The sequence below is a fragment of the Streptomyces sp. 35G-GA-8 genome, assembly GCF_023534745.1.
GTDB lineage: Bacteria > Actinomycetota > Actinomycetes > Streptomycetales > Streptomycetaceae > Streptomyces.
The window spans coordinates 174,225-197,036 of sequence record NZ_JAMHJQ010000003.1 but is presented as its reverse complement, the minus strand read 5'-3'; the positions used below and the strand labels follow the sequence as shown (position 1 = coordinate 197,036).

Below are 22,812 nucleotides of genomic sequence, written 5' to 3'. Positions count from 1 at the left end.
GGAGAACGGACCTGCGGGGTACGGGACTTCGGCGGTAGGAGGCGGCGAGGGATACGAGGGGGGCGAGGGGCGCGGGGGATACAGGCGGTCACCGCTACGTACGGTCGCCGCCGAGGAGCACACGGCGCATCTGGCGGAGTCCGACGCCCAGGATGATCAGGAAGGTGAACAGGACGAGCAGGGTGCCCAGCGCGTTGATCTCGGGCGTGAGTCCGACCTTGAGCAGGGAGTAGACGCGCAGCGGGAGTGTGGTGGTGCCGACGCCGTTGGTGAAGGTCGACATCACGATGTTGCCGAAGGAGATGGTGAAGCAGAGCAGCCAGGCGGCCAGCAGCGCCTGCCGCAGCAGTGGCAGAGTCACCCGGCGGAATGCCTGCCAGGCGCCGCAGCCGAGGTCCGTCGCGGCCTCCGCCAGAGCGGGGTCGAGGGCGCCGTGTGCGCCGAGGATGATCAGTGCCGCGTACGGGAGGGTCACCACGAGATGTCCCAGCACCAGCGTGGTCAGGCCCAGGCCGGCGTGGAGACTGCCGAAGACCGACAGCAGCGCCACCCCCAGCACGATCTCGGGGATGACCAGCGGCAGGAAGAGCCCGCCGGAGAACACCGCACGCCACCGGGGACGCAGCCGGGCCATCCCCATGGCCGCCAGCAGTCCGCAGCCGGTGGCCAGCGTCGCCGAGAGCAGGGCCGTCTCGGCACTGACCCGGAGGGCGTCCAGCAGTTCGGTGTCCCGGGCCAGTTCCCCGTACCAGCGGGTGGTGAAACCGGCCCACTTGTAGGTGATGTCGGAGTCGTTGAAGGAGAGGACGACGACGACCACGATCGGCACGTACAGGAAGGCGATGACGCCCCGTGCCAGCCAGGCGGTGACGGTGTCGAGAGCGGACTTCATGCCGTCTTCCTCCTCAAGTGCCGGGCGGCCGTACCGAACACAGCGAGGGAGACCAGCATCAGGACCAGCAGGACGACGGAGGCGGCGGCGCCCATCGGCCGGTTACGGAACTCGGTGTAGAGCGTCACGATCAAGTTGCCGACGAGCTGGTTCTTGCCGCCGCCGAGCAGCACCGGAATGACGAAGACACCGAGCGTCGGGATGAAGGTCAGCAGCGCGGCGGCCAGCAGCCCGGGCCTGGCGATGGGCAGCAGCACCTTGGTGTGCACCCGCCACCAGCCGCAGCCGAGATCCCTGGCGGCCTCGCCGAGCGCCGGATCGACCCCGCGCAGCGACGCGTAGACCGGGAAGACCGCGGTGGGCAGGAAGGCGTAGACGAGGCCGACGAACGAGGCTCCCTGTCCGGGTATCCACTGGGCGGGCCCGTGAGTGAGTCCGACCGCGTCCGTGAGGCTGTTCACCGGGCCGCCGGGGCTGAGCAGGTTGATCCAGGCGAAGGTGCGGACCAGGAAGTCGGTCCAGAACGGCACGATGATCAGCAGAAGCAGCAGCATCTGGCGCTGGGGCGCCCTGCTGACGAGGTAGTACGCGACCACATAGCCGAGCAGCAGGCAGACCGCCGCGTTGAGGGCCGCCATGCCGAGGCTGTAGCCGAAGACCTTCAGATAGACCGGGTCGAACAGGCTCCGGTAGTTCGCGAGGGTGAAGCCGCCCTTGGTCCCGCCGTAGAGGTCCGGCGTCGCGAAGCTGTCCCGGACCACCAGGAGCAGCGGTACGAGTACCAGGCCCGCCACGGTCAGTCCGGCGGGTGCCAGCAGGGCCGCGGTGAGGAATCCTCGGCGGGCCCCCGCGCCGGCGGGGGGTGGTGCGGTCATGCGCTGGCCTCCCGGACGTACTCGGCTTGTCCGGGTTGTCAGGCGCCCGGGTGGGGAACAGCCTCGGGCCGGGGGCACCGCTCTGAACAGGTGGGACGACATCGGATCGAGTGGAAACCGGCGGTTGATTCCACGAATCTCGCAGCCGGCCGTCCGTGGTGGTCCGTAGTGACGGAACGGACATCTCCGCGCAACGTGAGCGGGGAGATGATGGAGTGACAGGGCGGGCCCTGTACCCGCCCGGAGCACCCGTACCCGCCCAAGGACAGGAGCCGAGTTCTGATGATCGACGACTTGGACCGGCAGATCATCGACCAGCTACGGGTCGACGGGCGCCGGTCCTTCGGTGAGATCGGCCGTTCGATCGGCCTGTCCGAGGCGTCCGTCCGGGCCCGCTTCGGCCGGTTGCAGCGCCAGGGGGTGGTGCAGGTCGTCGGGATGACGGACTCGGTGAAGCTCGGCGAGATGGAGGTGCACCTCGCCGTCCGGGTGCACCACATGCCCGTCGCGCTGGTCGCCCGTGAGCTGTCCCGGATGCCTGAGGTGCGCTATGTCGCCTCCTGCGTCGGTCCGTACGATCTGATCGCCGACGTGCGCTGCCGGGACCTCGGGCACCTCGCCGAGCTGCTCACCGAGCGGGTACGGCGCGTCAACGGCGTCGCCCACGCCGAGGCGCTGACCGTGCTGGAGGTCATCAAGGACAGCTATCTGTGGGCGGGTTTCCGTGAGCTGCCCGCGGCGCCGGGAGAGCGGATCATTCCGCCGTGACGCCCTGCCCCACAGCGCTGGCGAGTCCGCTCCACGAGTAGTCCTTGAAGAGTTCGAGCAGCAGCAGGACCTGTACCTCGGAGACGCCGGGCAGCATCCGGATGTCGTCCAGCAGCTGCACGAGCTGCGCCTGGTCGCGGCAGGTCCCCTCCAGGAAGATGTCCTGGCTGCCCGCGCACAGCGCGACATGGTTGATCATCGGCAGATCCGCCAGGCTCTTCGCCACCGCGCGGGGCGTCAGATCGCGCACCCTGATCATCAGCCGTACGGACTGATGGCCGAGGGTCAGCGGATTGCACAGCGCCACGATCCGCAGCGCGCCGCTCTCGTGGAGCCGGGTGACGCGCTGCCGCACCGTGGCCTCCGAGGTGCCCAGCTCCCGGGCGACCGTGGTGTAGGGCGTACGGCCGTTCCGCGTGAGGATCCGCATGATCCCGCGGTCGAGGTCATCGATCACCCCGGCACCTCCCGGCCGCCCATACCCGCCCGAAACCCCTATGTCAGGGTACCGGCGCGGGTGCGTGTGTCTCGCGGCGGGGAGCCGGAGACAGGATGCCGAAGCCGGGGGACGGCAGGGGGACGGTGAGGGGCGCCGGGGACGGCAACCTTTTCCCTGCGGGCGGCGACCAGGGGACACAGGGACAGACACCCCCCACCCCTCCGGAGGACTCGTGCGGTCAGGAGCCGGCACGTACGCAGCACGTTCGGGATCCCCGCCACGACCATCACGACCACCCCGGTGCCTCGTCCGCCGGGGGATGCCGCTGGGCGTGCTCGCGGTGTCCGGCGCGGTCCTCGCCTCATCACCACACTTCACACGACAAAAGGAGCGCCCCAGCATGACGCGACAACACGGCACCCGTCCCGGCACCGGGAAGCGGCGGGTGATCGCCGGCGGCCTCGGCGCCGCCGCGCTCGTCCTCACCACACTCACCTCAGGACTCACACTGCCCACCGCCTCGGCCGCCACCTGGCCGTCGCCCAACGGCAGCGAGGCGGTCGGCGCCACCAAGCCCGTCAGCGGTTCCGTGGACGGCGGTATGAAGCGCTACTACGGCACCGGTGACCTGGGCAGCGGTGGTCAGAACGAGGACCAGGACCCGATCTTCCAGCTCGCCGACGGCGCGACGCTGAAGAATGTCATCATCGGCGCCCCCGCCGCCGACGGCATCCACTGCTCCGGCAGCTGCACACTGCAGAACGTGTGGTGGGAGGATGTCGGCGAGGACGCGGCCACCTTCCGCGGCACCGGCAAGACGTTCACCGTCAACGGCGGTGGCGCCCGCAAGGCCGCGGACAAGATCTTCCAGTTCAACGGCGGCGGCACCCTGAACATCTCCAACTTCGCCGGTCAGGACTTCAAGACCTTCGTCCGCTCGTGCGGCAACTGCTCAAGTCAGTACAAGCGCACGATCAATGTGACCAACACGGAGATCACCGCTCCCGGCAGTGTGATCGGTGGCATCAACACCAACTACGGTGACTCGCTGACCCTGCGGGGTATCACCATCGTCGGGGACAGCGGCAAGAAGATCGTGCCGTGCCAGAAGTACATCGGGAACAACACCGGCGCCGAGCCGACGAAGAACGGCTCCGACGCGGACGGCACGTACTGCAAGTACAGCGCCTCCGATCTCACCTACAGGTGAGCGACCGTGTATGGGGGAAGCGTCGTGTAGGGCCGCGGCGCGCGGCCCGAGCGGCGCCCCCCATGCATGGGGGGCCTCGGAATCATCCATTGAGACCTGTGTCAGCCGGGTGCTGACGAGGATGGGCGCCTGTGACCGTGTACACACTGTCATCATCGCCTAGGAGACCGGTAGGACCGGTATGGGCATGGGCACGGGCACGGGCATCGACATCGGCGTCAGCGGAAGGGAGGAGCGCGCCGGATGAATACGATCACCAACTGGCTCGGCGGTCTCTCCGGCCCTGTGGTCTACGCCGTGGTCGGCGTGATCGTCTTCTGCGAGGACGCCCTGTTCTTCGGCTTCGTACTGCCCGGTGAGACCGCCGCGGTACTGGGCGGACTGCTGGCCGCCCAGGGCGAGGTGTCGGTGTGGTGGCTGACGGTGGTCGTGGTGGTCGCCGCGATCCTGGGCGACAGCACCGGATACGCGGTGAGCCGCCACTTCGGCGACCGGATCCTGGCGACCCGGAGCCTGCGCAAGCGCCGCCACCAGGTCGAGCGGGCTCGGGAGATGATCCGGGTACGGGGCGCCTCCGCGGTGTTCTTCGCCCGCTTCATCGCGTTCCTCCGCGCGCTGATGCCGGCGCTCGCGGGACTCTCGGACATGCCGTACCGACGGTTCCTGCTCTTCAACGCGCTGGGCGGGCTGTGCTGGGGTGTGAGCTGTACGGCCGTCGGCTACTTCGCCGGGGCCGCGTTCATCCGGATCGAGTCACAACTGGGACGGATCACCGGGGCGGTGATCGCGGGCGTGGTGGTGCTCGCGCTGGGCGCCTGGGCGTTCCGGCGCCACCGCCGCAACCGCCCACCGCGCGACTGACCGCATCACAGACTGACCGCATCACACTCGGCCGCCACGCCCATCGACGGGCCTGCGCCCCCTGCCCGCGTGGGCTACATCGTGACGGCCGATCCGGAGGGAAGCGAGTACCGCTTGGACTGAACGACGGGGAACTTCACACCGGTGAGGTCTTCGGAGACGGCCCACAGCCGCTGCTGGACGGCCACCTCGTACGACGCCTGGCTGGAGGTGACCAGCCGGGGGTGGCCCATGATCTCGTTGCGTCCCCCGGGGCCGTAGTACTGGCCGCCGAGCGCGGCGGGGTCGGTGGCGGCGCGCAGGGTCGGCAGCGCGCCCATCGCCGGCGTCTGGGTGATCAGCGGCGCGAGCCAGGTGAGCGGAAGCCGGAGGGCCGCGGGGGTGTTGCGGGCGAGTTCGGTGCTGGATATGCCCGGGTGCGCGGCCACCGCGACGGTGGTGCCGTGCGTGGCGAGCCGGCGCTGCAACTCGTACGTGAACATCAGGTTGGCCAGCTTGGACTGACCGTAGGCGGCGACCCGGCCGTACGACCGCTCCCACTGCAGGTCGTCGAAGTGGATCGCGGCCCGGATGCGGTGACCGGTGCTGCTGACCGTCACCACGCGCGAGCCGGGCACCGGCAGCATCAGGTCCAGCAGCAGCCCGGTGAAGGCGAAGTGGCCGAGGTGGTTGGTGCCGAACTGCATCTCGAAGCCGTCCCGGGTGGTCTGCTTCGGGGTGTACATCACGCCGGCGTTGTTGATCAGCAGATCGATCCGGTCGAGCCGGGACCGCAGCGCCGCCGCCGCGGTCCGGACGGAGTCGAGCGAGGTCAGGTCCAGCGCCTGTACGGTCACGTCGCCGGTCATACGGGCCGCGGCCTGCTCGCCCTTCTCGACATTGCGCACGGCGAGCACCACGGACGCCCCGCGCTCGGCGAGCGTCTTGGCGGTCTCGTACCCGAGTCCGGTGTTGGCCCCGGTCACCACGGCCACCCGGCCGTGCTGGTCCGGAATGTTCGCCGTCGTCCACTTCTCACCCATGTCAGACTCCCAGCCAATTAACGTACCGAAGGTATCTTGTGCCCACGACGTTAAAGTACTCTCGGTACGTTGTCAACGTACCGCCGGTACCTAAGTTAGGCTGGCGATCGTGACATTCCAGCGGGCGCGAACCGAAGAGCAGCGGGAGATCCGCCGACGGGCGATCCTCGACATGGCGTCGGCGATGCTCGACGAGATGCCGGTGGCCTCGGTCACCCTGAACGAGCTCAGCCGTCGGGTGGGGTTGGCGAAGCCGAACGTGCTGCGCTACTTCGAGTCCCGCGAGGCGGTGCTGCTGGAACTGCTGGACCGCTACCTGCACGAGTGGCTGACGGCACTGGCAGGCGAGCTGGCCGCCGACATTGACGAGAATCTGCCCATGGCCGAGCGGGCGGCAGCGGTGGCCGAGATCCTCAGCCGTTCACTCTCCGGCCGAGTGGCGCTGTGCGACCTCTTCGGCGCGCAGGGCGGCGTCCTGGAACACAACGTCTCCGTCGAGGTCGTAGCACGCTACAAGCGCGCCTTCCTGGACCGCCTGGCAACCATGACCGCCCTGATCCGGAAGCACCTGCCGGAGCTGGGCGAGAACGCGACACTGTTCAGCCTGCAAACCATGGTCATGGCCGGCGCGCTGTCGGCGTACAGCACTCCCCCACCCAGCCTGCGGGCGGCCTACGAAGCCGAGCCCGACCTGGCCCGCTTCCAATTGGAGCTGAAGGACGCCTTGAAGCTGGCCCTGACCGCGACCCTCCTGGGCACGCTGCCCCGCGACTGACCCGCGTCGCACGGCCGGTGCGTGATCCACGCTGCCGGGGACGCCGTGCTACCAAAGCCGTCGGACATTGTCCCCGAAGGTCCAGCCCTTCGACCCGTCCCAGTTGATCGACCAGGTCATCAGGCCCTTCAGCGCGCCGCCGTAGGTGTTCCAGGCCTGCGACACCAGGTTCGGCGCCATATAGCCGCCCCCGGCGCCCGGCTGGGCCGGCAGTCCGGGCACCTGCTTGTCATAGGGGACCCTGATCGTGGTTCCCTGGACGACCAGTCCCCTGTTGAGGCAGTCCGTCTGCGCGGTGAACCCCTGGACCGTACCGGCGGAGTACGAGTCGCCGGAGCAGCCGTACATGCTGCCGTTGTAGTACTGCATGTTGAGCCACCAGAGCCGGCCGTTGTCGGCGTACTTCTTCACAATGGGCAGATAGGCGCCCCAGATCGAGCCGTACGCCACGCTGCCCCCGGTGACATAGGCCGTCTCGGGCGCCATGGTCAGGCCGAAGTTCGAGGGCATCTGGGCGAGTACGCCGTCGATGATGCGGATGAGATTGGCCTGCGAGGCCGACAGTGTGTTGATGTTGCCGCTGCCCACGAGCCCGGTCTCGATGTCGATGTCGATGCCGTCGAAGTTGTACTTCTTCAGGATCGGTACCACCGTCGCGACGAACCGGTCGGCGACGGCGCTGGAGCTGAGGTCGATACCGGCCGTCGCGCCGCCGATGGACATCAGGGTCGTGAGGCCGGATGCCTTGGCCTGGCACATCTCGGCCGGGGTCGCGACCTTCACCGTCGCGTCCATCCCGTCCTCCCACAGGACGGTGCCGTCCGAGCGGATGACCGGGAACGCCGCGTTGATCACGTTGTAACCGTGGTCGCGGATACGGGAGTCCGTGATCGGAATCCAGCCGAGCGGGGGGTGTACACCGTTCGCCGCGCCGTCCCAGTTCTCCCAGTACCCCTGGAGCACCTTGCCGGTGGGCTTCGACTTGACCGCGCAGGTGTCGGCGGCGGGCGCCGCGCCGGGCGCCGCCGCGGCGACCAGTGTCTGCATGACGAAGGCCATGGCGAGGCCGACCCCCAGCACGCGCGATATTCGGCGGATCATGCTGTGCTCCCTTCCGACCATGCCCGCCCGCGACCGTGCCGGCGCGGCGGACTGGGAACGTACGGTGGGTAGTTGGGGGAAACGTAGAGTGGTCCAGACCTGCCGTCAATAGGTCTGGACCAAAGGGAGCGGTGCCGGTGCCGAGGCCGCGCCGTTATCTCGCCATCGCCTCGGTCACGAGATCGAGCGCCAGGTCGCGCGTGTGGTGCACCGGGAGGCGGACATCGGTGTACCAGTCCGTGGTGGCCTCGGGGTGCGGCCCTACGACCCCGACGCGGCCCGCGCCGAACGGTGTGACGAGCGCGGCGACAGCGCCATTGGGGTAGGTGGCCAGCACCGTGGCGTCCGCGCCGTCGTCCAGGAGGAAGAGGGGACCGTCCTGGAAGAAGACGGTGCGTGGCCGGCCGCGCCAGCGCACCTCGACCAGTGTGTCGTCCTCGCCGTGCACTGTTGCGCCCGGCGAGGAGATGTACTGGTCGGTGTCGCCGGGCAGCAGGCCGAACCCCGGGGTGGCACCGGCCAGATAGCCGCCGAGGCAGAAGCCCAGATAGCACCCCCCGCCCCGGACGTACGCACGGACGGTGTCACGCTCTCGCTCCAGGTGCCGGTACCCGTCCGACAGCGTTCCGCCGCCCGGCTGCGCGTACACCCGCGCTCGGGCCAACGACCCACCCGACAGGGGCAGTTCCTCCCCCGGTCCGGTGTAGCGGACGTCCAGGCCCCAGGGTCCGTCGGCGAGCAGCGCCGCCACGGCTTCCGGACAGCCGGGTCTGGCGGCGGGCCCCCGGTAGACGAGGGCCAGGTCCGCTCCGGTGGATGTCATGAGCCTCTCGTCCGGGCGTCGAAGGCGGGGATGCCGAAAACCCGGTCGTCCGGAGCCGGTGCCTCGGGGGCCAGGACGGCGCGCTCGACGACGCCTTCGGCGGGGATGCCGCGCCAGCTCGTGCCCGGGGTGAGGTGCTCGCCCTTCATCAGCAGCGAGAGCGCGCCGAGTTGGACGTCCTCGCCGACGACAGAGTCGTAGAGCACGACCGCCCGGGTGCCGACGCTCGCCCCGTCCTCGACCGTGACCAGCGACATCTTCATGACGCGGTCTTCGAAGAGGTGTGTTTGCAGCGAGACGCGGAGACCGATCGCGGCGTTGTCCCCGATGTCGACGAGGTCGAACTCCGTGAGGAAGGTGGTGCCGATCCAGGTTCCTCTGCCGACGCGCGCCCCGAACCGGCGCAGGATCACCGGCAGATACGGCGTTCCGGTCAGAAAGCCCACCCCCGCCGGTACCGCCGCCGCCTCGAAGAGGCCGGTGACGAATTCGGTGCGGCGTACGAACAGACTCCACAGCGGTTCGACCCGGGGCCGGTAGACCCCGATCACCACCCGCTTGACCGCCGCGCAGTACGAGATCACCACGAGGCTCGCGATCATCATGAGGACCGGCGCCAGGAGCACCGGCACCAGCAGGCCGGGACGGCGGGTCAGCCAGGACAGCGCGAGCAGATACAAGTACGCGCTCAGGCCCAGCACCGATGTGGGCATCGTGATGCGGAGGAATTCGATGCCCAGGCGTTGGCGTACGGCCTTGCGGGTCGGCCGGAAGGTCAGTTCCTCGGGGAACGATCCGCTGCTCTGGCGCACCGGCAGCCGTATCGCGGGCGAGCCCAGCCAGGTGGTGCCCTCGGCCACATCACCCTGCGGCGGGACCGTCCCCACGCCGACCAGGGACCCCGGTCCGGTGCGCGTTCCGGCGAGCAGGAGCGCGGAGTTGCCGATGAACGCCCGCTCCCCGACCTCGGTGGGGCCGAACGCGACCTGGCCGGCCGCGAAGGTGGCACCACCGACATTGGCCAGGTCCGCGACGAAGCTGCCGTCGTGGAGGGTGAGCAGGTCCGGGTCGATGTGCGAGACGGTCGAGACCTCGGCGCCCCGGCCGATCCGCGCGCCGAGCAGCCTGAGCCAGGGCACGGTGTAGAGGGTGGCGTACAGCGAGTTGGTGAAGGTGAGGCTGATCTCCAGCAGCTTGTCCGACGCCCACTTGCGGACGCCGAGCGAGGAACGCACCGGATGGATGCCGACCGGCACACTCGGCAGGATCAGCCGCTTGCCGGCGGCGACCACGGAGCAGACCGTGACGACGAACACCGGACCTGACAGCGCCGTGGCGACAATGCCGGCGGCGATGCCCCAGGTCAGCGTCGCCCACCAGAACAGCACGACGCCGGGGAGCGTCATCGCCACCGCGGCGATCTCCAGCAGCGTCAGGGCGAGGAGCGCGGCGGCGAGATGGCGCGGGCGCCATGAGTCGGTACGGCGGTGGGCCCGCATCATGGCCTCGACGCCGGGGGCGAGCGAGTCCACCGGGCGCGGCGGTGAGCCGGCCATGCGCTCTCCGGCGGGAATCGCCTCGTCCTGGCCGATGACGGACTGTTCGCCGAGTCCGGCCCCCGCTCCCATGCGTGCGCCGGGTTCGAGGACCGCGTTGGCTCCCACGAAGGCGTGCGGCCCTATCTCGATCGGGGCGACGGTCACCCAGCCGTCCGCCACCCGCCACGGGGTGAGGGACACGCCGTAGCCGATCGAGGTGTCGCCGCCGATCCGCAGCATCGCGGGCAGGGTGATCGTGCTGGTGGCGATGGTGGTACGCGGTCCGATCCGGGCGCCCAGCAGCCGCAGATAGGCGGCCATCAGGGGCGAACCGCTCAGCACCGGCAGCGGGCCGATCCGCAGCAGCAGATCCACCGTCCAGAGCCGTAGATAGACCGAGCCCCACAGCGGGTAGCGGCCCGGCCGGATACCCGCCGACAGGGGGCGCACCAGCGCGACCGGTATGAGCCAGCGCACGACCAGATAGCTGAGATACACGCCGATCGTGGTCTGCGCCGACGTCAGGACCGAGATCTGACCGCCGTGCCCGCTGTACACATACGCCACCGGCAGGCTGAGCACGAGCAGCAGCAGATAGATCACAGCCGTCTGGGCCGCCCCCGCGCCCGCGATACGGACGCTGGTGTGACGGATCGGTGCGGGGCGGCGCGGCGCGGACCGCCGGCCGGTGTTCTGCGTGGCACTCAGCCGGGCCGCGAGCCCGCGCACGGTCGGATACGCGTAGAGGTCGCGCAGCGCGGTGTTCGCGCCGATCTCCCGGCCGCGCAGGACCGATACGACCCGGGCCGCCAGGAGCGAGTGGCCGCCGAGGTCGGTGAAGAAGTCCGCCTCGGCCGACAGCATGCCGGGCTCGATCCCGAGCACCTCCGCCCAGGCGTCCCGTACGCGTGTCTCCAACTCGCCTTCGGCGGCCACCAGTCGGCCACCGCCCACCAGCCGCCGGCCGGTCGGGGCGGGCAGCCGCTTACGGTCCACCTTGCCGCTGGCCATGGCGGGCAGACCGGGGAGGATGTCCAGGAAGGACGGCACCATGTACGCGGGAAGTCTGCGCCGCAGAGTCTCGTGCACCCGGGTGATCAGGTCGTCCTCCTCTTCCGCGCTGCCGGGCGCGCGGACCACGTAGGCGCACAGTTCGCCGGCTCCCCCGCCACCGGCACGGTCCGCAGGGGCCGTCAGGGCGGTGACCGCCTCGGCCACGCCGGGATCCTCCAGCAGGACATTGTCGATCTCGCCGAGATCCACCCGGTATCCCCGGATCTTCACCTCGTCGTCGGCCCGGCCCAGGAACTCGACCTCCCCGTCCTGGGTCATCCGGCCGAGGTCCCCGGTGCGGTAGAGCCTGCCTCCCCGGGGGGCCAGTGGGTGTTCGATGAACCGGGCGGCGGTCAGCTCCGGCCGCCCGACGTAGCCGTCGGCGACGCCGGGGCCCCCGATACAGATCTCACCGGTCTCGCCGTCGGCCACCGGCCGAAGCTCCTCGTCGAGCAGCACCACCGAATAGGTCGGCAGCGGCCGTCCGATCGTCACCGCCCTGCCCGGCGTCAGTTCCGCCCAGGTCGCGGTGACGGTGGCCTCGGTCGGGCCGTAGGTGTTGAGCATGCGCCGCCCCGGGCTGCTCCAGCGTTCGACGAGCTGACCGGGGCAGGCCTCGCCGCCGACGATGACGCTGCGGAGATACGGCAGCTCCGGCGGGATGGTCTCCAGCAGCGTCGGCACGCAGTAGAGCATCGTGATCCGCCGGCCGTGGAGGAACTCGCCCAGTTCCGGGCCGAGATGACCGGCGCCGTCCGGACCGGCGACGAGCGTGGCGCCGACGGACCAGGTCGGCCAGATCTCCTCGATGGAGAAGTCGAAGGAGATCGTCATGCCCTGGTACACCCGGTCGTCCGGCCGTACGTCATAGACCTTGGGCACGACATCGAGGAAGTTGCAGATGCTCGACTGGGCGACCTTCACCCCCTTGGGCCTGCCGCTCGACCCGGAGGTGTACATGATGTACGCGGTGGGGCGGCCGTCCCCGGGGTCGACGTCGACCGGGAGGGGCCGGGTGGTGGGCACGCCCGCGAGTTCATGGCCGTACGAGTCCAGCTCGACCACCCGGCACGCCAGGCCGGCCACGGCCGGCGCGAGAGCGGACGTGGTCAGGACCAGATCCACAGCGGCGTCCTCGGCGATGAAGGCGATCCGATCCGCGGGGGACGCCGGATCGACCGGCACGAACACCGCACCGGCCTTCCCCACCCCGAGCAAGGACACGTACGCCTCCACCGAACGGGGTATCAGGATCGCGACCCGGGCCCCCGGACCTGTCCCGAGTGCGCGGAGGAAGTGCGCGAGCTGGTTGGCGCGCGCGTCGAGTTCGGCGTAGGTCAGCGCGTGACGCTCGCACTCAAGTGCGGTGGCCGACGGGGTTCGATCGCAGGCGGTCTCGAATACGGAGTGCAGGCGCCGGGCCGCCCCTCCCGACGGCGTCCCACGCGCGGAATCGAGCAATCTCATGACGTCTGTCCTTCATCGCGGCGCACGGCGGGACTGCGGGGGTGAGGTCCGAATCCCGGGTTGTCATACGACGGGAGAGCCACCAGCCCGGACAGGGGGACACGGTCCGTCCCTGCCCGGCGAATCGTTCGATACAGCTGTCGGTCAAGCTGCTTCACCAGTGAAACGTCATCCGCGCGTTTCGGCATCCCGAGCCGGCGGATCCCCGGGGTCGGTGCGTTCAGGTCGGCTGCGGCCGGCCGAAGAGGAGGTCGTACCCCGGTGGGAGCTGGAGGAGGATCCGGCGCGTCAGTTCCTCGCCGGCGGCGTCGGCCACGACGCTCAGGACGGCCCCGACGTCCCACTTCGCGGTCTCGTCGGTCGCTCCGTCGATCCAGGCGGCGGTGGCCCGCACGAACCGCTCCGGGGTGAGCGGTTCGGCCGCCGGAAGCGGATCGAGGAGCACCAGGGCGCAGGACTCCGGCAGCCGGGCGGCCAGCTCGGCCCTCTCGGTTCCCACCACGTGGGCGCCGAGCAGGGCCAGCACGACACGGACCGCCCGTTCGGCTTCCTGCGGCGCGGAGTACTCACCACGCTCCTGGACCGCGGCCAGGAACGCGTCCCACCGCATCACCATGGCGGCCGCACCTCCTCCTCAGCACTTACCGCGACGGGAAGACCGCGACGGGAAGACCAGGACCATGATCGGAAGACCGGGGCTCAGGCCGGGCGCGCGCGGCCCGCCCCGTGGTCCTCGGCCGGGCGCGCCCGGACCGACGCCTTGAGGTCCTGGTGTCCGCCACTGGCGACCATCCGTACCTCGTCCTGGTCGCTGATCTCCGCCAGCACGATGCCGGTCTCGTCCGCGTACAGCGCGTGCCCGCCCGGCCCCAGCCGGTCCGTACGGTGCACCACCACGACGTCCTCGTCACCCGGATCACTCGCGGGCGCGTCCGGGTACGCGAAGACCAGCGTGTACGTATCCGACATTCCCATGCGGCCTCCTGGAACAGCTCACCTGTCACGGAGAGCGGTGAGCGGTGCCTCGTGGCATCGGGAGCCCGTCGTCACGGCGTGCGGGCCCCACCACCGGCGGGCCCCACCACCGATCAAACCAAACGGACCCCACGGCCGCATCCCGGCCGCGCTCGGCGTCGGACGTACCGGTGGCCCGGCCGCGGCGGCTCGTCATCCGCGCTCGCGGAGATACGCCTCCAGCTCGGCGGCCCCGGTCAGCATCGCCCGCGCGCGGGCGGACAGCCGGGCACGCCAGTCCCCCAGCGCGGCCTCCAGCGGCTCCAGCCCGCCGGCCGCCCTCACCTGGGTGATCAGGGGGGCGATCCGCTCCAGCACGTAGCCGCCCCGTCTGAGCTGGTGGGCCAGCCGGGCGTCCCGTACATCGGCCTCGTCGTAGACGCGGTATCCGGTCACCGGGTCGCGGCGCGGGCGCACCAGCCCGGCGCGCTCCCATTTACGCAGCGTCGCGGGCCGGATCCCGAGCTCTTCTGCCAGCGGCCCGATGAACGTACCGCCGGACCCGGACGGTTCGGACGCCGCGGTCGCCGCGGTGGGCGCGGTGGGCGCGGTGGGCGTCAGGCCGCGCAGGGCGCTCTCCACGGCCTGGAGCGTCCGCCGGTCGTCGAGCAGCTGGGCATGGCTCTCGTCGATGAGGCGGAACGCCTCGTCGACCGCGCCCTCGTTCACGGCCCGCATGATCGATGTCGCCGTCGGGTGGCCGTGGCCGGGCACCAGGGCGAGGAACGCGCCCAGGGCCCGCGCGTGCAGCGGCGCATACATGCGGTAACCGGCGGGGGTGCGCGCGGCGGCCGGAAGGATGCCGGCCTCCTCGTAGTTCCTGATGGCCTGCGTGGACAGACCGTGGCCGCGCGCCAGGTCAATCGGCCTGAGCTGCCCCGTGTTTTGAAGGTTTCGTGCCACGAACCCCACGCTTTCCCGGCCAACCGCAGGCCAAGTCTCCACCGAAGGTTCAACGATACCGTTTAAGGCATGGCAATGGACATCAAGCACACCGCCCATACCGTCGAGGCCGCCGCCGTCATGAAGCTGCTTCCCGCCCGGCCGCGGCTGCTCGCCCTGGGCGAGCCCACCCACGGCGAGGACACGCTGCTCGAAGTGCGCAACGAGCTCTTCCGGCAGCTCATCGCGGAGGAGGGCTATCGGACGATCACGATCGAGAGCGACTGCCTGAGGGGACTGGTCGTGGACGACTACCTCGCCTCGGGCACGGGCACCCTCGACGACGTCATGGAGCACGGATTCAGCCACGGGTTCGGCGCGTCCGCGGCCAACCGCGAGCTCGTGCGCTGGATGCGCGCCTACAACGACGGCCGGCCCGCGTCCGAACGGCTCCGCTTCGCCGGTTTCGACGGCCCGCTGGAGATCACCGGCGCCGCGAGCCCCCGAGAGGCCCTCACCGCACTCCACGGCTACCTCGCGGCCCGGGTGGACCCCGGCCTGCTCCCCTGCTCCGCGGACACCCTCGCCCGCCTGCTCGGCGCCGACGACCGGTGGACCGATCCCGCCGTGATGATGGACCCGTCCACGTCCGTGGGACAGTCGGCCGAGGCCAAGGAACTGCGGCTGCTCGCCGACGATCTGGTGGCGCTGCTCACCGCGTGGACGCCGCACCTGATCACGGCGACCTCACGGGAGGACTGGGACCGGGCGTGCCTGTACGGGCGCACCGCCATCGGCCTGCTGCGCTACCACCACTGGATGGCCGACACCTCACCGAGCCGTATGACGCGGCTGGTGGGTCTGCGGGGCCAGATGATGGCCGACAACCTCCTCGCCCTCGCCGAACGCGGCCCGGTACTGATCCACGCCCACAACGGCCATCTCCAGCGGGACAAGAGCACGATGCGGATGGGTGATCTGCCGCTGGAGTGGTGGAGCGCCGGCGCGATCATGAGCTCCCTGCTGGGCGAGGAGTACGGCTTCCTGGCCACGGCCCTCGGCACGATCCGCCACCGGGGCGTGGACACCCCGCCGCCGGACACCCTCGAAGGGCTGCTGTACGCGCTCCCGGCGGACCGCTGTGTCATCGACGCTCCCCGGCTGGCCACCGCCCTCGGCACCACGCGGCTCGCGCCCCGCGTGTCCCCCTGGTTCGGCTACGCCCCGCTCGACCAGGCCCACTTGACCGGATACGACGGGATGGTGTTCGTCAAGGACGTCCCGGAAAGCTCGGCGTGACCGGTCCCGGATGGGTCGTGATAGCTTGCCGGGGCCAGTCGAACTCTCGTACGTGTATGAGCGGGGGTTGGGGAATCCGGTGCGAATCCGGAACTGACGCGCAGCGGTGAGGGTGACGGACGGGGCATTGAAGTCACTGGGCCTACCACGGTCCGGGAAGGCGCCCCGTTCGAGTGATCCCGAGTCCGAAGACCTGCTGGCGGACCGTACGAACGGGCCCCGCGAACGGGTCCTCGACGTTGAGGAATCACTGTGACCTTCGCGCGCCCCGCACCCTGCTTCGCCATGCTCCTTTCGGGGGTCCTCCTGCTGTCCGGTTGTGGGAGCTCCTCCGATGCCTCCACTCCGCGGGCGTCCGACACTTCCCGGCCGCTGGAGAACTGCGGGCGCACCGTGGACCTGGGTGGTGCGGCGCCTGAGCGGGCCGTGTCGCTGAACCAGGGCACGACCGAGATCATGTTCTCCCTCGGCCTCGCCGACCGGATGGTGGGCACCGCCACCTGGACCGATCCCGTGATGAAGGGGCTGGAGAAGTCCGACCGAGTGGTGGAACGGCTGGCGGAGAACTATCCGTCCTTCGAACGGGTCCTCGGTACCGAACCCGATTTCGTCGCGGCCTCCTTCGCCTCCACGCTGGGCAAGGGAGGAGTGGCCACGCGTGAGCGGTTCGAGAAGCTGGGCGTGCCCACCTATCTCTCCCCGTCCGACTGCGAGGGCAAGGACAACAGCGGTGATGGCGACGGCAGTCGAACCGGACGGCTGACGATGGAGACGGTGTACGGCGAAGTACGTGACCTGGCCGATGTCTTCGGTGTCGAGAAACGAGGAGACAAGCTCGTCGCGGAGCTCAAGTCCCGTGTGGAGCGTGCCACCAAGGACCTCGATGTGCCGGACGTCACGCTGCTGTACTGGTTCGCCAACGCCGAGTCCCCGTACATGGCGGGGTGCTGCGGAGCCCCGGGCATCATCACCAAGGAACTCGGGGCGAGGAACGTCTTCGACGACACCACCGAGGAGTGGCCCCAGATCAGCTGGGAGACCGTGGCCGACCGCGACCCCGACGTCCTGGTGATCGGTGATCTGACCCGTAAGTCGGAGACCGCCGAGAGTGCCGCGAAGAAGATCGAGTTCCTGGAGTCCAATCCGGTCACGAAGGCCATGGACGCGGTACGGAACAAACGGTACGTCCTCCTCAGCGGGCAGGCCATGAACCCGACGATCCGCACCGTCGAGGGAGTTGAGCGGGTCGCGGCCGGACTGCGCGAGTTCGGTCTGGCGAAGTGACCGCGACGCTGTTGCGAACGGCGGTCGGTCTGGCCGCACTTGTCGTCTCCGTCGCCGTGGCCGTCACCATCGGCCCGGCGGACATCGGCGTCGACGAGGTCTGGTCCGCCCTCGCCTCACATCTGGCGGGCGATGTCTCCGGGCTGACGCCGATCCGGGACGGGATCGTGTGGAACCTCAGGCTGCCGCGCACGCTGCTGGCGGCGGTGTGCGGGGCGGGGCTGGCTCTGTGCGGTGCGGTGATGCAGTCCCTGCTGCGCAATCCGCTCGCCGACCCATTCGTTCTCGGCGTCTCCTCCGGGGCGTCGACCGGAGCGGTCGTCGTGGTCGTACTCGGCGTGGGCGGTGGCGCCCTGTCGCTCTCGGCCGGCGCGTTCGTCGGCGCCGTCTGTTCCTTCGCCCTGATGCTCCTGCTGAGCCGGACGCTCGGTGACAGTACGGACCGGGTGGTGTTGTCCGGGGTCGCGGCGATGCAGCTGTTCTCCGCGCTCACCTCGTTCGTCGTGGTCACCTCCGCCGACGCCGAGACGACCCGAGGGGTACTGTTCTGGCTGCTCGGTTCGCTCAGCGGCGCGGGCTGGGCCGACGTGTGGCTGTGCCTGGCCGTGCTCGCCCTGGCCCTGACGATCTGCCTGGGGTACGCCGGAACCCTCGACGCCTTCGCGTTCGGACAGGACGCCGCGGCCACGCTCGGCGTCGATGTGTCCCGTACCCGGCTGATCCTGCTCTGCGCCACCGCCCTGCTCACGGCCGCGCTGGTGAGTTCGGCCGGCGCCATCGGCTTCGTCGGTCTGGTGCTGCCGCACATGGCCCGCGCCCTGGTCGGCCCCGGCCACCGCCGTCTGCTGCCGGTCACCGCGCTCGGCGGGGCCGTGTTCCTGGTCTGGATCGACACGCTCGCGCGCACCGCCCTGGAGCCCCAGGAGATTCCGGTGGGCGTGATGACCTCACTGATCGGCGTGCCCGTCTTCGTCCTCGCGCTCCACAGGACACGGAGGACTCATCGATGACTCTCAGCGCGGACCACGTCTCCCGTACCGCGGACGGCCGGCCGATCCTCGACGGCGTCAGTCTCGCGCCCCTGCCAGGGGCCATGACCGGTCTGCTCGGACCGAACGGGTCCGGAAAGTCCACTCTGCTGCGTCTGCTCGCCGGCGTTCTCACCCCGAGCGGCGGCGTCGTCACACTCGACGGCAGTCCCCTGGACGGACTGCGCCGCAGGGACATCGCACGGCGCGTCGCCGTCGTCGAGCAACAGGCCGACACACTGGTCGAGCTGAGCGTCGTCGACGTCGTACGCCTCGGACGTGTCCCCCACCGGCGCCCTTGGTATCCCCCGACCTCGGCCGACGAGCGGGCCGTGACGGCCGCGCTGGAGCGCACCGGGCTCGGCGACCGCGCGTCCCAGCCATGGTCCACGCTGTCCGGCGGCGAACGTCAGCGCGTGCAGATCGCCCGCGCTCTCGCGCAGGAGCCGCGCGAACTGCTGCTCGACGAGCCGACCAACCATCTGGACATCCAGCACCAGCTCGATCTGCTGACCCTGGTCGCCGAACTCGGCGTCACCAGTGTGGTGGCCCTGCACGATCTCAACCTCGCGGCGATGTTCTGCGACCGGATCGTGCTGCTCCGACGCGGGCGGGTCGTCGCCGCGGGCACACCCCGACAGGTCCTGACGGAGGACCGGATCGCCGAGGTCTACGGCGTCAAGGTGGCGGTCACCGAGCCGGGCGAGGACGGCCGCCCGCACATTCGCGTACTCGGCAGCGTGAGCCGCCACCGCTGACCGGCGCCCGCTGCCCGGGGGCTCGCGGGACCGCTCTCCGCGCGTTCAGCCCTTGTCGGCCGGTGCCGCACCTGGCAGCCGGAACCGGACGGGGGCCCGGAAGCGGGCACGGCGGGCGGCCCGGCGCAGTGTGGTGAGTACGGCGGGGCCCGCCAGTGTGATGCAGACGAAGTTGGTGACGGCACGGCCGGTGTCCCAGCCCAGTGAGGTGGCGAGGTCGAAGGCGAGGTAGCGCTGCCACTGTTCGGTGAAGGGCAGGCCGGGGAGGTAGGCGATGGAGCTGTTCGGATCGAGGGAGAAGGGCCAGAAGGAGAGGTTGAGCAGGAAGCCGAAGAGGTAGCCGGAGAGGGAGCCGTACCCGGCGAGCAGCAGGACTTCCCATCGGCCGGAGGCGCGGGGGAGGAACCCGGCGAGCATGCCGACGAAGGCGCAGCCGAACATCTGGTAGGGCATCCACGGTCCGACGCCGCCGGTGATGAGGGCGGAGGTGAAGAGGGAGGTGCAGCCGAGGGTGAAGCCGAAGCCGGGTCCGTAGACGCGGCCGGCCAGGACCAGGACGAAGAAGACGGTTTCGATGCCCGCGGTACCGGCCCCGAGGGGGCGCAGGGCCGCGTTGACGGCGGACAGGACGCCCAGCATGGCGAGTGCCTTGGAGTCGATGCCTCCCTCCGCCAGCTCGGAGAGCACCACGCACAGGACGAGGACGAGCAGTACACCGAAGATGACCAGCGGTGCGTAGTCCGAGCCGAATTTCCCCGGGGCGACGACGAACGGCCAGAAGAAGGCGACCACTCCGAGGAACGCGGCCAGGGCGATGACCACGCCGGCGCGCGGAGTCAGGCGGATGGCCGCCGCGGTACGGGCTGTCACGCGCCGGCCTCTCCTTCGGTGAGCGTGGTGGTCGCGGCGATCGAAGCCGTGACCTGGTCGACGGTGAGGTACGGCAAGGGGGCCAGAATCTTGGCCGTCTGCGGGGCGAAGACGGGTGAGGCGACGATGACATCGGCCGTCGGTCCGTCCGAGACGATGTCACCCTCGGCCATGACGACGACCCGGTCGGCGGCCCTGGCGACGAACTCGACGTCGTGTGTGGCGATGACGACGGCTCGTCCCTCGGCGGCGAGCGCGTCCACGATCCGGATGAGTTCCGTCTTGGCCCGGTAGTCGAGACCGCGGGTCGGCTCGTCGAGGAGCAGCACCCGTGGGGCGGCGGACAGTTGGATCGCCAGGACCAGAGCCAGTTTCTGGCCCTCGGACAGATCGCGGGGATGAGTGGCGTCGCCGATGCCGGGAGCGATCCGGTCGAGGATCGACCGCGCCTCGCCGTTCTTCGGTCCTGCGACGGCCGACTCCCTGTCGGCCTGGGCGAGTTCCTGGTCGACGCTCTCCAGATAGAGGAGGTCGGCGGGTGTCTGCGGGACGAGTCCGACGGAACGACGCGCCTCGGCCGACGACATCGTGTGGGGGTCGCCCGATGCCCGCCCCCGCGGCCCGGAGGTAACCCGTACCGTGCCCGAGGTGCGTGGTCCCGATCCCTGAAGGGTCCACAGCAGTGAGGATTTTCCCGATCCGTTGCGTCCCATCAGCGCGGTGATCTCGCCTCCGCGCAGTTCGACATCGATCTCGCGTACGGCGGGGACTCCGTGGTAACTGACGGTGACGTCCCGCGCCCTCAGCAGGGCTTCCTGTTCGTGGGAGGTGCGCGGGCGGGCGGGGGCGGGCGGGTGTCCGGCGAGACGGGCGCGCAGGGTCCCCGCGGCGCGGCGGGCGTCACGGACGGAGAGGGGAAGAGGGGACCATCCGGCCGCGCGGCCCAGGTCCACGATCGGTGGCGCGATCGACGACGTACGGAATATGTCGGCCGGTGTCCCGTCGACCACGCGGCCGTCGCCCGGAAGGTGGACGACGCGATCGGCGTACTGAACGACCCGCTCCAGACGGTGCTCGGCCATCAGCACCGTGACCCCGAGGTCGTGAACGAGCCTGGTGACAGCCGCGAGGACCTCCTCGGCCGCGCTGGGGTCGAGCGCCGAGGTGGGTTCATCGAGAACGAGGACGCGCGGGTGGGCGGTGAGGACGGACCCGATGGCGACGCGCTGCTGCTGCCCGCCGGACAGCTCGTGCAGCGCGCGATGGCGCAGGTCGGCCAGGCCCAGCAGGTCGAGGGTCTCCTCGACCCGCTTCCGCATGACACCCGCAGGGATGGCCAACTGCTCCATCGCGTAGGCGAGTTCCTCCTCCACGGTGTCGGTGACGAATCCGTCGAGGGGGTCCTGTCCGACCACGCCGACCACATCCGCGAGCTCACGGGGCGGATGGTCCGCGGTGTCCCGTCCGTCGACGGTGACCCGACCGTGGAGGGTGCCTCCGGTGAAGTGCGGCACGAGGCCGTTGACGGTGCCGAGCAGAGTGGACTTGCCGACGCCGGTGTGTCCGACGACCAGACAGAGTTCACCTTCCTCGATGGTCAGATTCACCTCGCGCAGGGCGGGTTCGGCCATGTCGTCGTACTCAACCGTGACCTGGTCGAAAGTGATCACGTGATGCCGGCTTTCTGGGTGCGCTGGGCGGGGATGACCGGACGGGGCGGGGTCGGTGGCGGTGCGAGGAAGCCGGCGGTTCCGGCGAGGAGGATCGCGAAGGTCGGCACCATGGGCAGGGTCGGCCAACTGAGCGGGTAGATCGACGGGTTGAGCTCGGCGGCGTCGTAGCCGACATTGCTGAACAGCAAGACCGCCGAGAGCACTCCGGCGCCGGCGACGGCCCACTCGGGCAGACGCCAGGGGTCGGGCCGGTAGGTGGTGCGGGCGACCCGCCGTCCGCCCAGGCGCAGGCCCGCGACGCACAGCAGTGCGCCGATCCCCATGGCGGGCAGGCCGAGGAAGGCCGGCGCGGTGGCGTCGAGGAGTCCGTACGCCCCGGCGCACAGGCCGCACATGCCGAGCAGCATCAGCGCCCCGGTCAATCGTCGGGAGCGTCGAGTGGCGGTGCCCGCCCGCCCGTAGCCGCGGGAGTCCATCCCGGCCGCCAGTCGCAGTGAGCGTTCGAGCGCGTCCTCCAGTACGGGGACGACGATGCCGCGCAGCGCCTTGACCCCTTTGCCGCGTCCGGCACGCAGCCTGCGCGCACGGGCCACACGCTGCACACTCTGGACGAGTTGGGGCGCGACGCTGATGGCGACGGTGACCGCGACGCCGAGTTCGTGGAGCGCTCCGGGCAGGACGCGCAGGGCTCGTTTGGGGTTCGCGAGCGTATTGGCGGCACCGATGCAGCACAGCATGCACGCCAGCCGCAGCCCGTCGGTGGCGGCCGAGAGCAGCGCCTCCAGGGAGACGGGTCCGCCGAGCTGGATGCCGGCGTACCAGTCGGGGGTGGGGATGCGCGGAAGCGAGAACAGGAAGTGGTCGTGCGGGGTGATGCCGGTGGCGAAGACGGCCCGGAACACGACACGGATCGCGACGACGGTGAGGGCGAGGTAGAGGTAGTACTTGAAGCCGCGAGCCCAGGGGGCTTCGGTGCGACGGGCGGTGACGACATAGCCGAGGACCGCGAGTACGAGGAGGAGCAGCAGCGGGTTGTTGGTGCGGCTGACGGCGGTGGCCAGGGCGAGGGCCCAGATCCACCAGGCGACCGGATGCAGGATTCTGGGCAGCCTGCGTCCGCCCGTATCCGGACCATGACCGGATACGGGCGGCTTCGCCGTGTGGGTGGCGCGCAACACCG

General features: G+C 70.2%; 21 protein-coding genes and 1 riboswitch. Of the genes, 8 read left to right on the top strand and 13 right to left on the bottom strand.

Annotated features, from left to right (window positions below; all coding sequences use genetic code 11):
* Positions 1-94: 94 nt before the first annotated feature.
* Entirely contained in the window at positions 95-892 is a 798-nt protein-coding gene (locus M1203_RS07375) for an ABC transporter permease (protein ID WP_249948707.1), read from the bottom strand.
* Positions 889-1,767 (bottom strand): ABC transporter permease, encoded by an 879-nt coding sequence (locus M1203_RS07370; protein ID WP_249948706.1) that lies wholly within the window; start codon positions 1,765-1,767, stop codon positions 889-891. The genes M1203_RS07375 and M1203_RS07370 overlap by 4 nt, the downstream gene beginning before the upstream one ends.
* 282 nt (positions 1,768-2,049) lie before the next feature.
* Between M1203_RS07370 and M1203_RS07365 the strand changes: the two genes are divergently transcribed.
* Entirely contained in the window at positions 2,050-2,535 is a 486-nt protein-coding gene (locus tag M1203_RS07365; protein ID WP_206300588.1) for an Lrp/AsnC family transcriptional regulator, read from the top strand.
* On the opposite strand, the gene M1203_RS39000 is transcribed toward M1203_RS07365, so the two are convergent.
* Complete coding sequence (locus tag M1203_RS39000; RefSeq protein WP_249948705.1) at positions 2,522-2,992, bottom strand: Lrp/AsnC family transcriptional regulator; 471 nt, start codon at positions 2,990-2,992, stop codon at positions 2,522-2,524. The genes M1203_RS07365 and M1203_RS39000 overlap by 14 nt on opposite strands.
* Positions 2,993-3,374: 382 nt before the next feature.
* Between M1203_RS39000 and M1203_RS07355 the strand changes: the two genes are divergently transcribed.
* Positions 3,375-4,184 (top strand): pectate lyase, encoded by an 810-nt coding sequence (locus M1203_RS07355; RefSeq protein WP_249948704.1) that lies wholly within the window; start codon positions 3,375-3,377, stop codon positions 4,182-4,184.
* A 243-nt stretch (positions 4,185-4,427) separates the two neighbouring features.
* On the top strand, positions 4,428-5,045 hold the full coding sequence (locus M1203_RS07350) for a DedA family protein (protein ID WP_249948703.1): 618 nt from the start codon (positions 4,428-4,430) through the stop codon (positions 5,043-5,045).
* A 74-nt stretch (positions 5,046-5,119) separates the two neighbouring features.
* Here the strand turns inward: M1203_RS07350 and M1203_RS07345 are convergent, their stop codons facing one another.
* A complete protein-coding gene (locus M1203_RS07345; RefSeq protein ID WP_249948702.1) occupies positions 5,120-6,067 on the bottom strand; it encodes an SDR family NAD(P)-dependent oxidoreductase in 948 nt (315 codons plus the stop codon).
* A 109-nt stretch (positions 6,068-6,176) separates the two neighbouring features.
* Here M1203_RS07345 and M1203_RS07340 point away from each other — a divergent pair, with 109 nt between their 5' ends.
* Positions 6,177-6,842: a TetR family transcriptional regulator gene (locus M1203_RS07340; RefSeq protein ID WP_249948701.1), complete on the top strand. Its 666-nt coding sequence runs from the start codon at positions 6,177-6,179 to the stop codon at positions 6,840-6,842.
* Positions 6,843-6,890: 48 nt separating this feature from the next.
* On the opposite strand, the gene M1203_RS07335 is transcribed toward M1203_RS07340, so the two are convergent.
* From M1203_RS07335 to M1203_RS07310, 6 genes are all read right to left on the bottom strand, one after another.
* On the bottom strand, positions 6,891-7,943 hold the full coding sequence (locus M1203_RS07335) for a chitinase (RefSeq protein WP_249948700.1): 1,053 nt from the start codon (positions 7,941-7,943) through the stop codon (positions 6,891-6,893).
* A gap of 154 nt (positions 7,944-8,097) precedes the next feature.
* Positions 8,098-8,766, bottom strand: a complete 669-nt coding sequence (locus tag M1203_RS07330) for a hypothetical protein (RefSeq protein ID WP_249948699.1) — start codon at positions 8,764-8,766, stop codon at positions 8,098-8,100.
* The gene (locus tag M1203_RS07325; RefSeq protein WP_249948698.1) at positions 8,763-12,824 is read right to left on the bottom strand and encodes a Pls/PosA family non-ribosomal peptide synthetase; all 4,062 of its coding nucleotides are present in this window, start codon (positions 12,822-12,824) and stop codon (positions 8,763-8,765) included. The genes M1203_RS07330 and M1203_RS07325 overlap by 4 nt, the downstream gene beginning before the upstream one ends.
* A gap of 220 nt (positions 12,825-13,044) precedes the next feature.
* Positions 13,045-13,440 (bottom strand): DUF2267 domain-containing protein, encoded by a 396-nt coding sequence (locus M1203_RS07320; protein ID WP_249948697.1) that lies wholly within the window; start codon positions 13,438-13,440, stop codon positions 13,045-13,047.
* An 83-nt stretch (positions 13,441-13,523) separates the two neighbouring features.
* On the bottom strand, positions 13,524-13,799 hold the full coding sequence (locus M1203_RS07315; RefSeq protein WP_249948696.1) for a DUF6296 family protein: 276 nt from the start codon (positions 13,797-13,799) through the stop codon (positions 13,524-13,526).
* Positions 13,800-13,991: 192 nt separating this feature from the next.
* On the bottom strand, positions 13,992-14,741 hold the full coding sequence (locus M1203_RS07310; protein WP_249948695.1) for a TioE family transcriptional regulator: 750 nt from the start codon (positions 14,739-14,741) through the stop codon (positions 13,992-13,994).
* A gap of 69 nt (positions 14,742-14,810) precedes the next feature.
* Here M1203_RS07310 and M1203_RS07305 point away from each other — a divergent pair, with 69 nt between their 5' ends.
* From M1203_RS07305 to M1203_RS07290, 4 genes are all read left to right on the top strand, one after another.
* On the top strand, positions 14,811-16,019 hold the full coding sequence (locus M1203_RS07305; RefSeq protein WP_249948694.1) for an erythromycin esterase family protein: 1,209 nt from the start codon (positions 14,811-14,813) through the stop codon (positions 16,017-16,019).
* Positions 16,020-16,037: 18 nt separating this feature from the next.
* Positions 16,038-16,235: riboswitch (cobalamin riboswitch) on the top strand.
* 69 nt (positions 16,236-16,304) lie between these two features.
* Positions 16,305-17,303 (top strand): ABC transporter substrate-binding protein, encoded by a 999-nt coding sequence (locus M1203_RS07300; protein WP_249949068.1) that lies wholly within the window; start codon positions 16,305-16,307, stop codon positions 17,301-17,303.
* Complete coding sequence (locus M1203_RS07295; RefSeq protein ID WP_249948693.1) at positions 17,300-18,313, top strand: iron ABC transporter permease; 1,014 nt, start codon at positions 17,300-17,302, stop codon at positions 18,311-18,313. Before M1203_RS07300 ends, M1203_RS07295 begins: the two co-directional genes overlap by 4 nt.
* Entirely contained in the window at positions 18,310-19,089 is a 780-nt protein-coding gene (locus M1203_RS07290) for an ABC transporter ATP-binding protein (RefSeq protein ID WP_249948692.1), read from the top strand. Before M1203_RS07295 ends, M1203_RS07290 begins: the two co-directional genes overlap by 4 nt.
* 45 nt (positions 19,090-19,134) lie before the next feature.
* Here the strand turns inward: M1203_RS07290 and M1203_RS07285 are convergent, their stop codons facing one another.
* Genes M1203_RS07285 through M1203_RS07275 form a run of 3 tightly spaced genes read right to left on the bottom strand, consistent with a single transcriptional unit; the run spans position 19,135 to position 22,810 of the window.
* Positions 19,135-19,959 carry an ECF transporter S component gene (locus tag M1203_RS07285; RefSeq protein WP_249948691.1) on the bottom strand — a complete coding sequence of 275 codons (825 nt, stop codon included), beginning with the start codon at positions 19,957-19,959 and terminating at the stop codon, positions 19,135-19,137.
* The gene (locus M1203_RS07280) at positions 19,956-21,629 is read right to left on the bottom strand and encodes an ABC transporter ATP-binding protein (protein ID WP_249948690.1); all 1,674 of its coding nucleotides are present in this window, start codon (positions 21,627-21,629) and stop codon (positions 19,956-19,958) included. The genes M1203_RS07285 and M1203_RS07280 overlap by 4 nt, the downstream gene beginning before the upstream one ends.
* Positions 21,626-22,810, bottom strand: a complete 1,185-nt coding sequence (locus tag M1203_RS07275) for an energy-coupling factor transporter transmembrane protein EcfT (protein WP_249948689.1) — start codon at positions 22,808-22,810, stop codon at positions 21,626-21,628. Before M1203_RS07275 ends, M1203_RS07280 begins: the two co-directional genes overlap by 4 nt.
* Positions 22,811-22,812: the final 2 nt, after the last annotated feature.

Bases quoted from the DNA above. Each gene is read 5' to 3' on its own strand.
- M1203_RS07375 (WP_249948707.1), bottom strand. From the start codon at position 892: ATGAAGTCCGCTCTCGACACCGTCACCGCCTGGCTGGCACGGGGCGTC.
- M1203_RS07370 (WP_249948706.1), bottom strand. From the start codon at position 1,767: ATGACCGCACCACCCCCCGCCGGCGCGGGGGCCCGCCGAGGATTCCTC.
- M1203_RS07365 (WP_206300588.1), top strand. From the start codon at position 2,050: ATGATCGACGACTTGGACCGGCAGATCATCGACCAGCTACGGGTCGAC.
- M1203_RS07355 (WP_249948704.1), top strand. From the start codon at position 3,375: ATGACGCGACAACACGGCACCCGTCCCGGCACCGGGAAGCGGCGGGTG.
- M1203_RS07350 (WP_249948703.1), top strand. From the start codon at position 4,428: ATGAATACGATCACCAACTGGCTCGGCGGTCTCTCCGGCCCTGTGGTC.
- M1203_RS07345 (WP_249948702.1), bottom strand. From the start codon at position 6,067: ATGGGTGAGAAGTGGACGACGGCGAACATTCCGGACCAGCACGGCCGG.
- M1203_RS07335 (WP_249948700.1), bottom strand. From the start codon at position 7,943: ATGATCCGCCGAATATCGCGCGTGCTGGGGGTCGGCCTCGCCATGGCC.
- M1203_RS07330 (WP_249948699.1), bottom strand. From the start codon at position 8,766: ATGACATCCACCGGAGCGGACCTGGCCCTCGTCTACCGGGGGCCCGCC.
- M1203_RS07325 (WP_249948698.1), bottom strand. From the start codon at position 12,824: ATGAGATTGCTCGATTCCGCGCGTGGGACGCCGTCGGGAGGGGCGGCC.
- M1203_RS07320 (WP_249948697.1), bottom strand. From the start codon at position 13,440: ATGGTGATGCGGTGGGACGCGTTCCTGGCCGCGGTCCAGGAGCGTGGT.
- M1203_RS07315 (WP_249948696.1), bottom strand. From the start codon at position 13,799: ATGGGAATGTCGGATACGTACACGCTGGTCTTCGCGTACCCGGACGCG.
- M1203_RS07305 (WP_249948694.1), top strand. From the start codon at position 14,811: ATGGCAATGGACATCAAGCACACCGCCCATACCGTCGAGGCCGCCGCC.
- M1203_RS07300 (WP_249949068.1), top strand. From the start codon at position 16,305: ATGCTCCTTTCGGGGGTCCTCCTGCTGTCCGGTTGTGGGAGCTCCTCC.
- M1203_RS07290 (WP_249948692.1), top strand. From the start codon at position 18,310: ATGACTCTCAGCGCGGACCACGTCTCCCGTACCGCGGACGGCCGGCCG.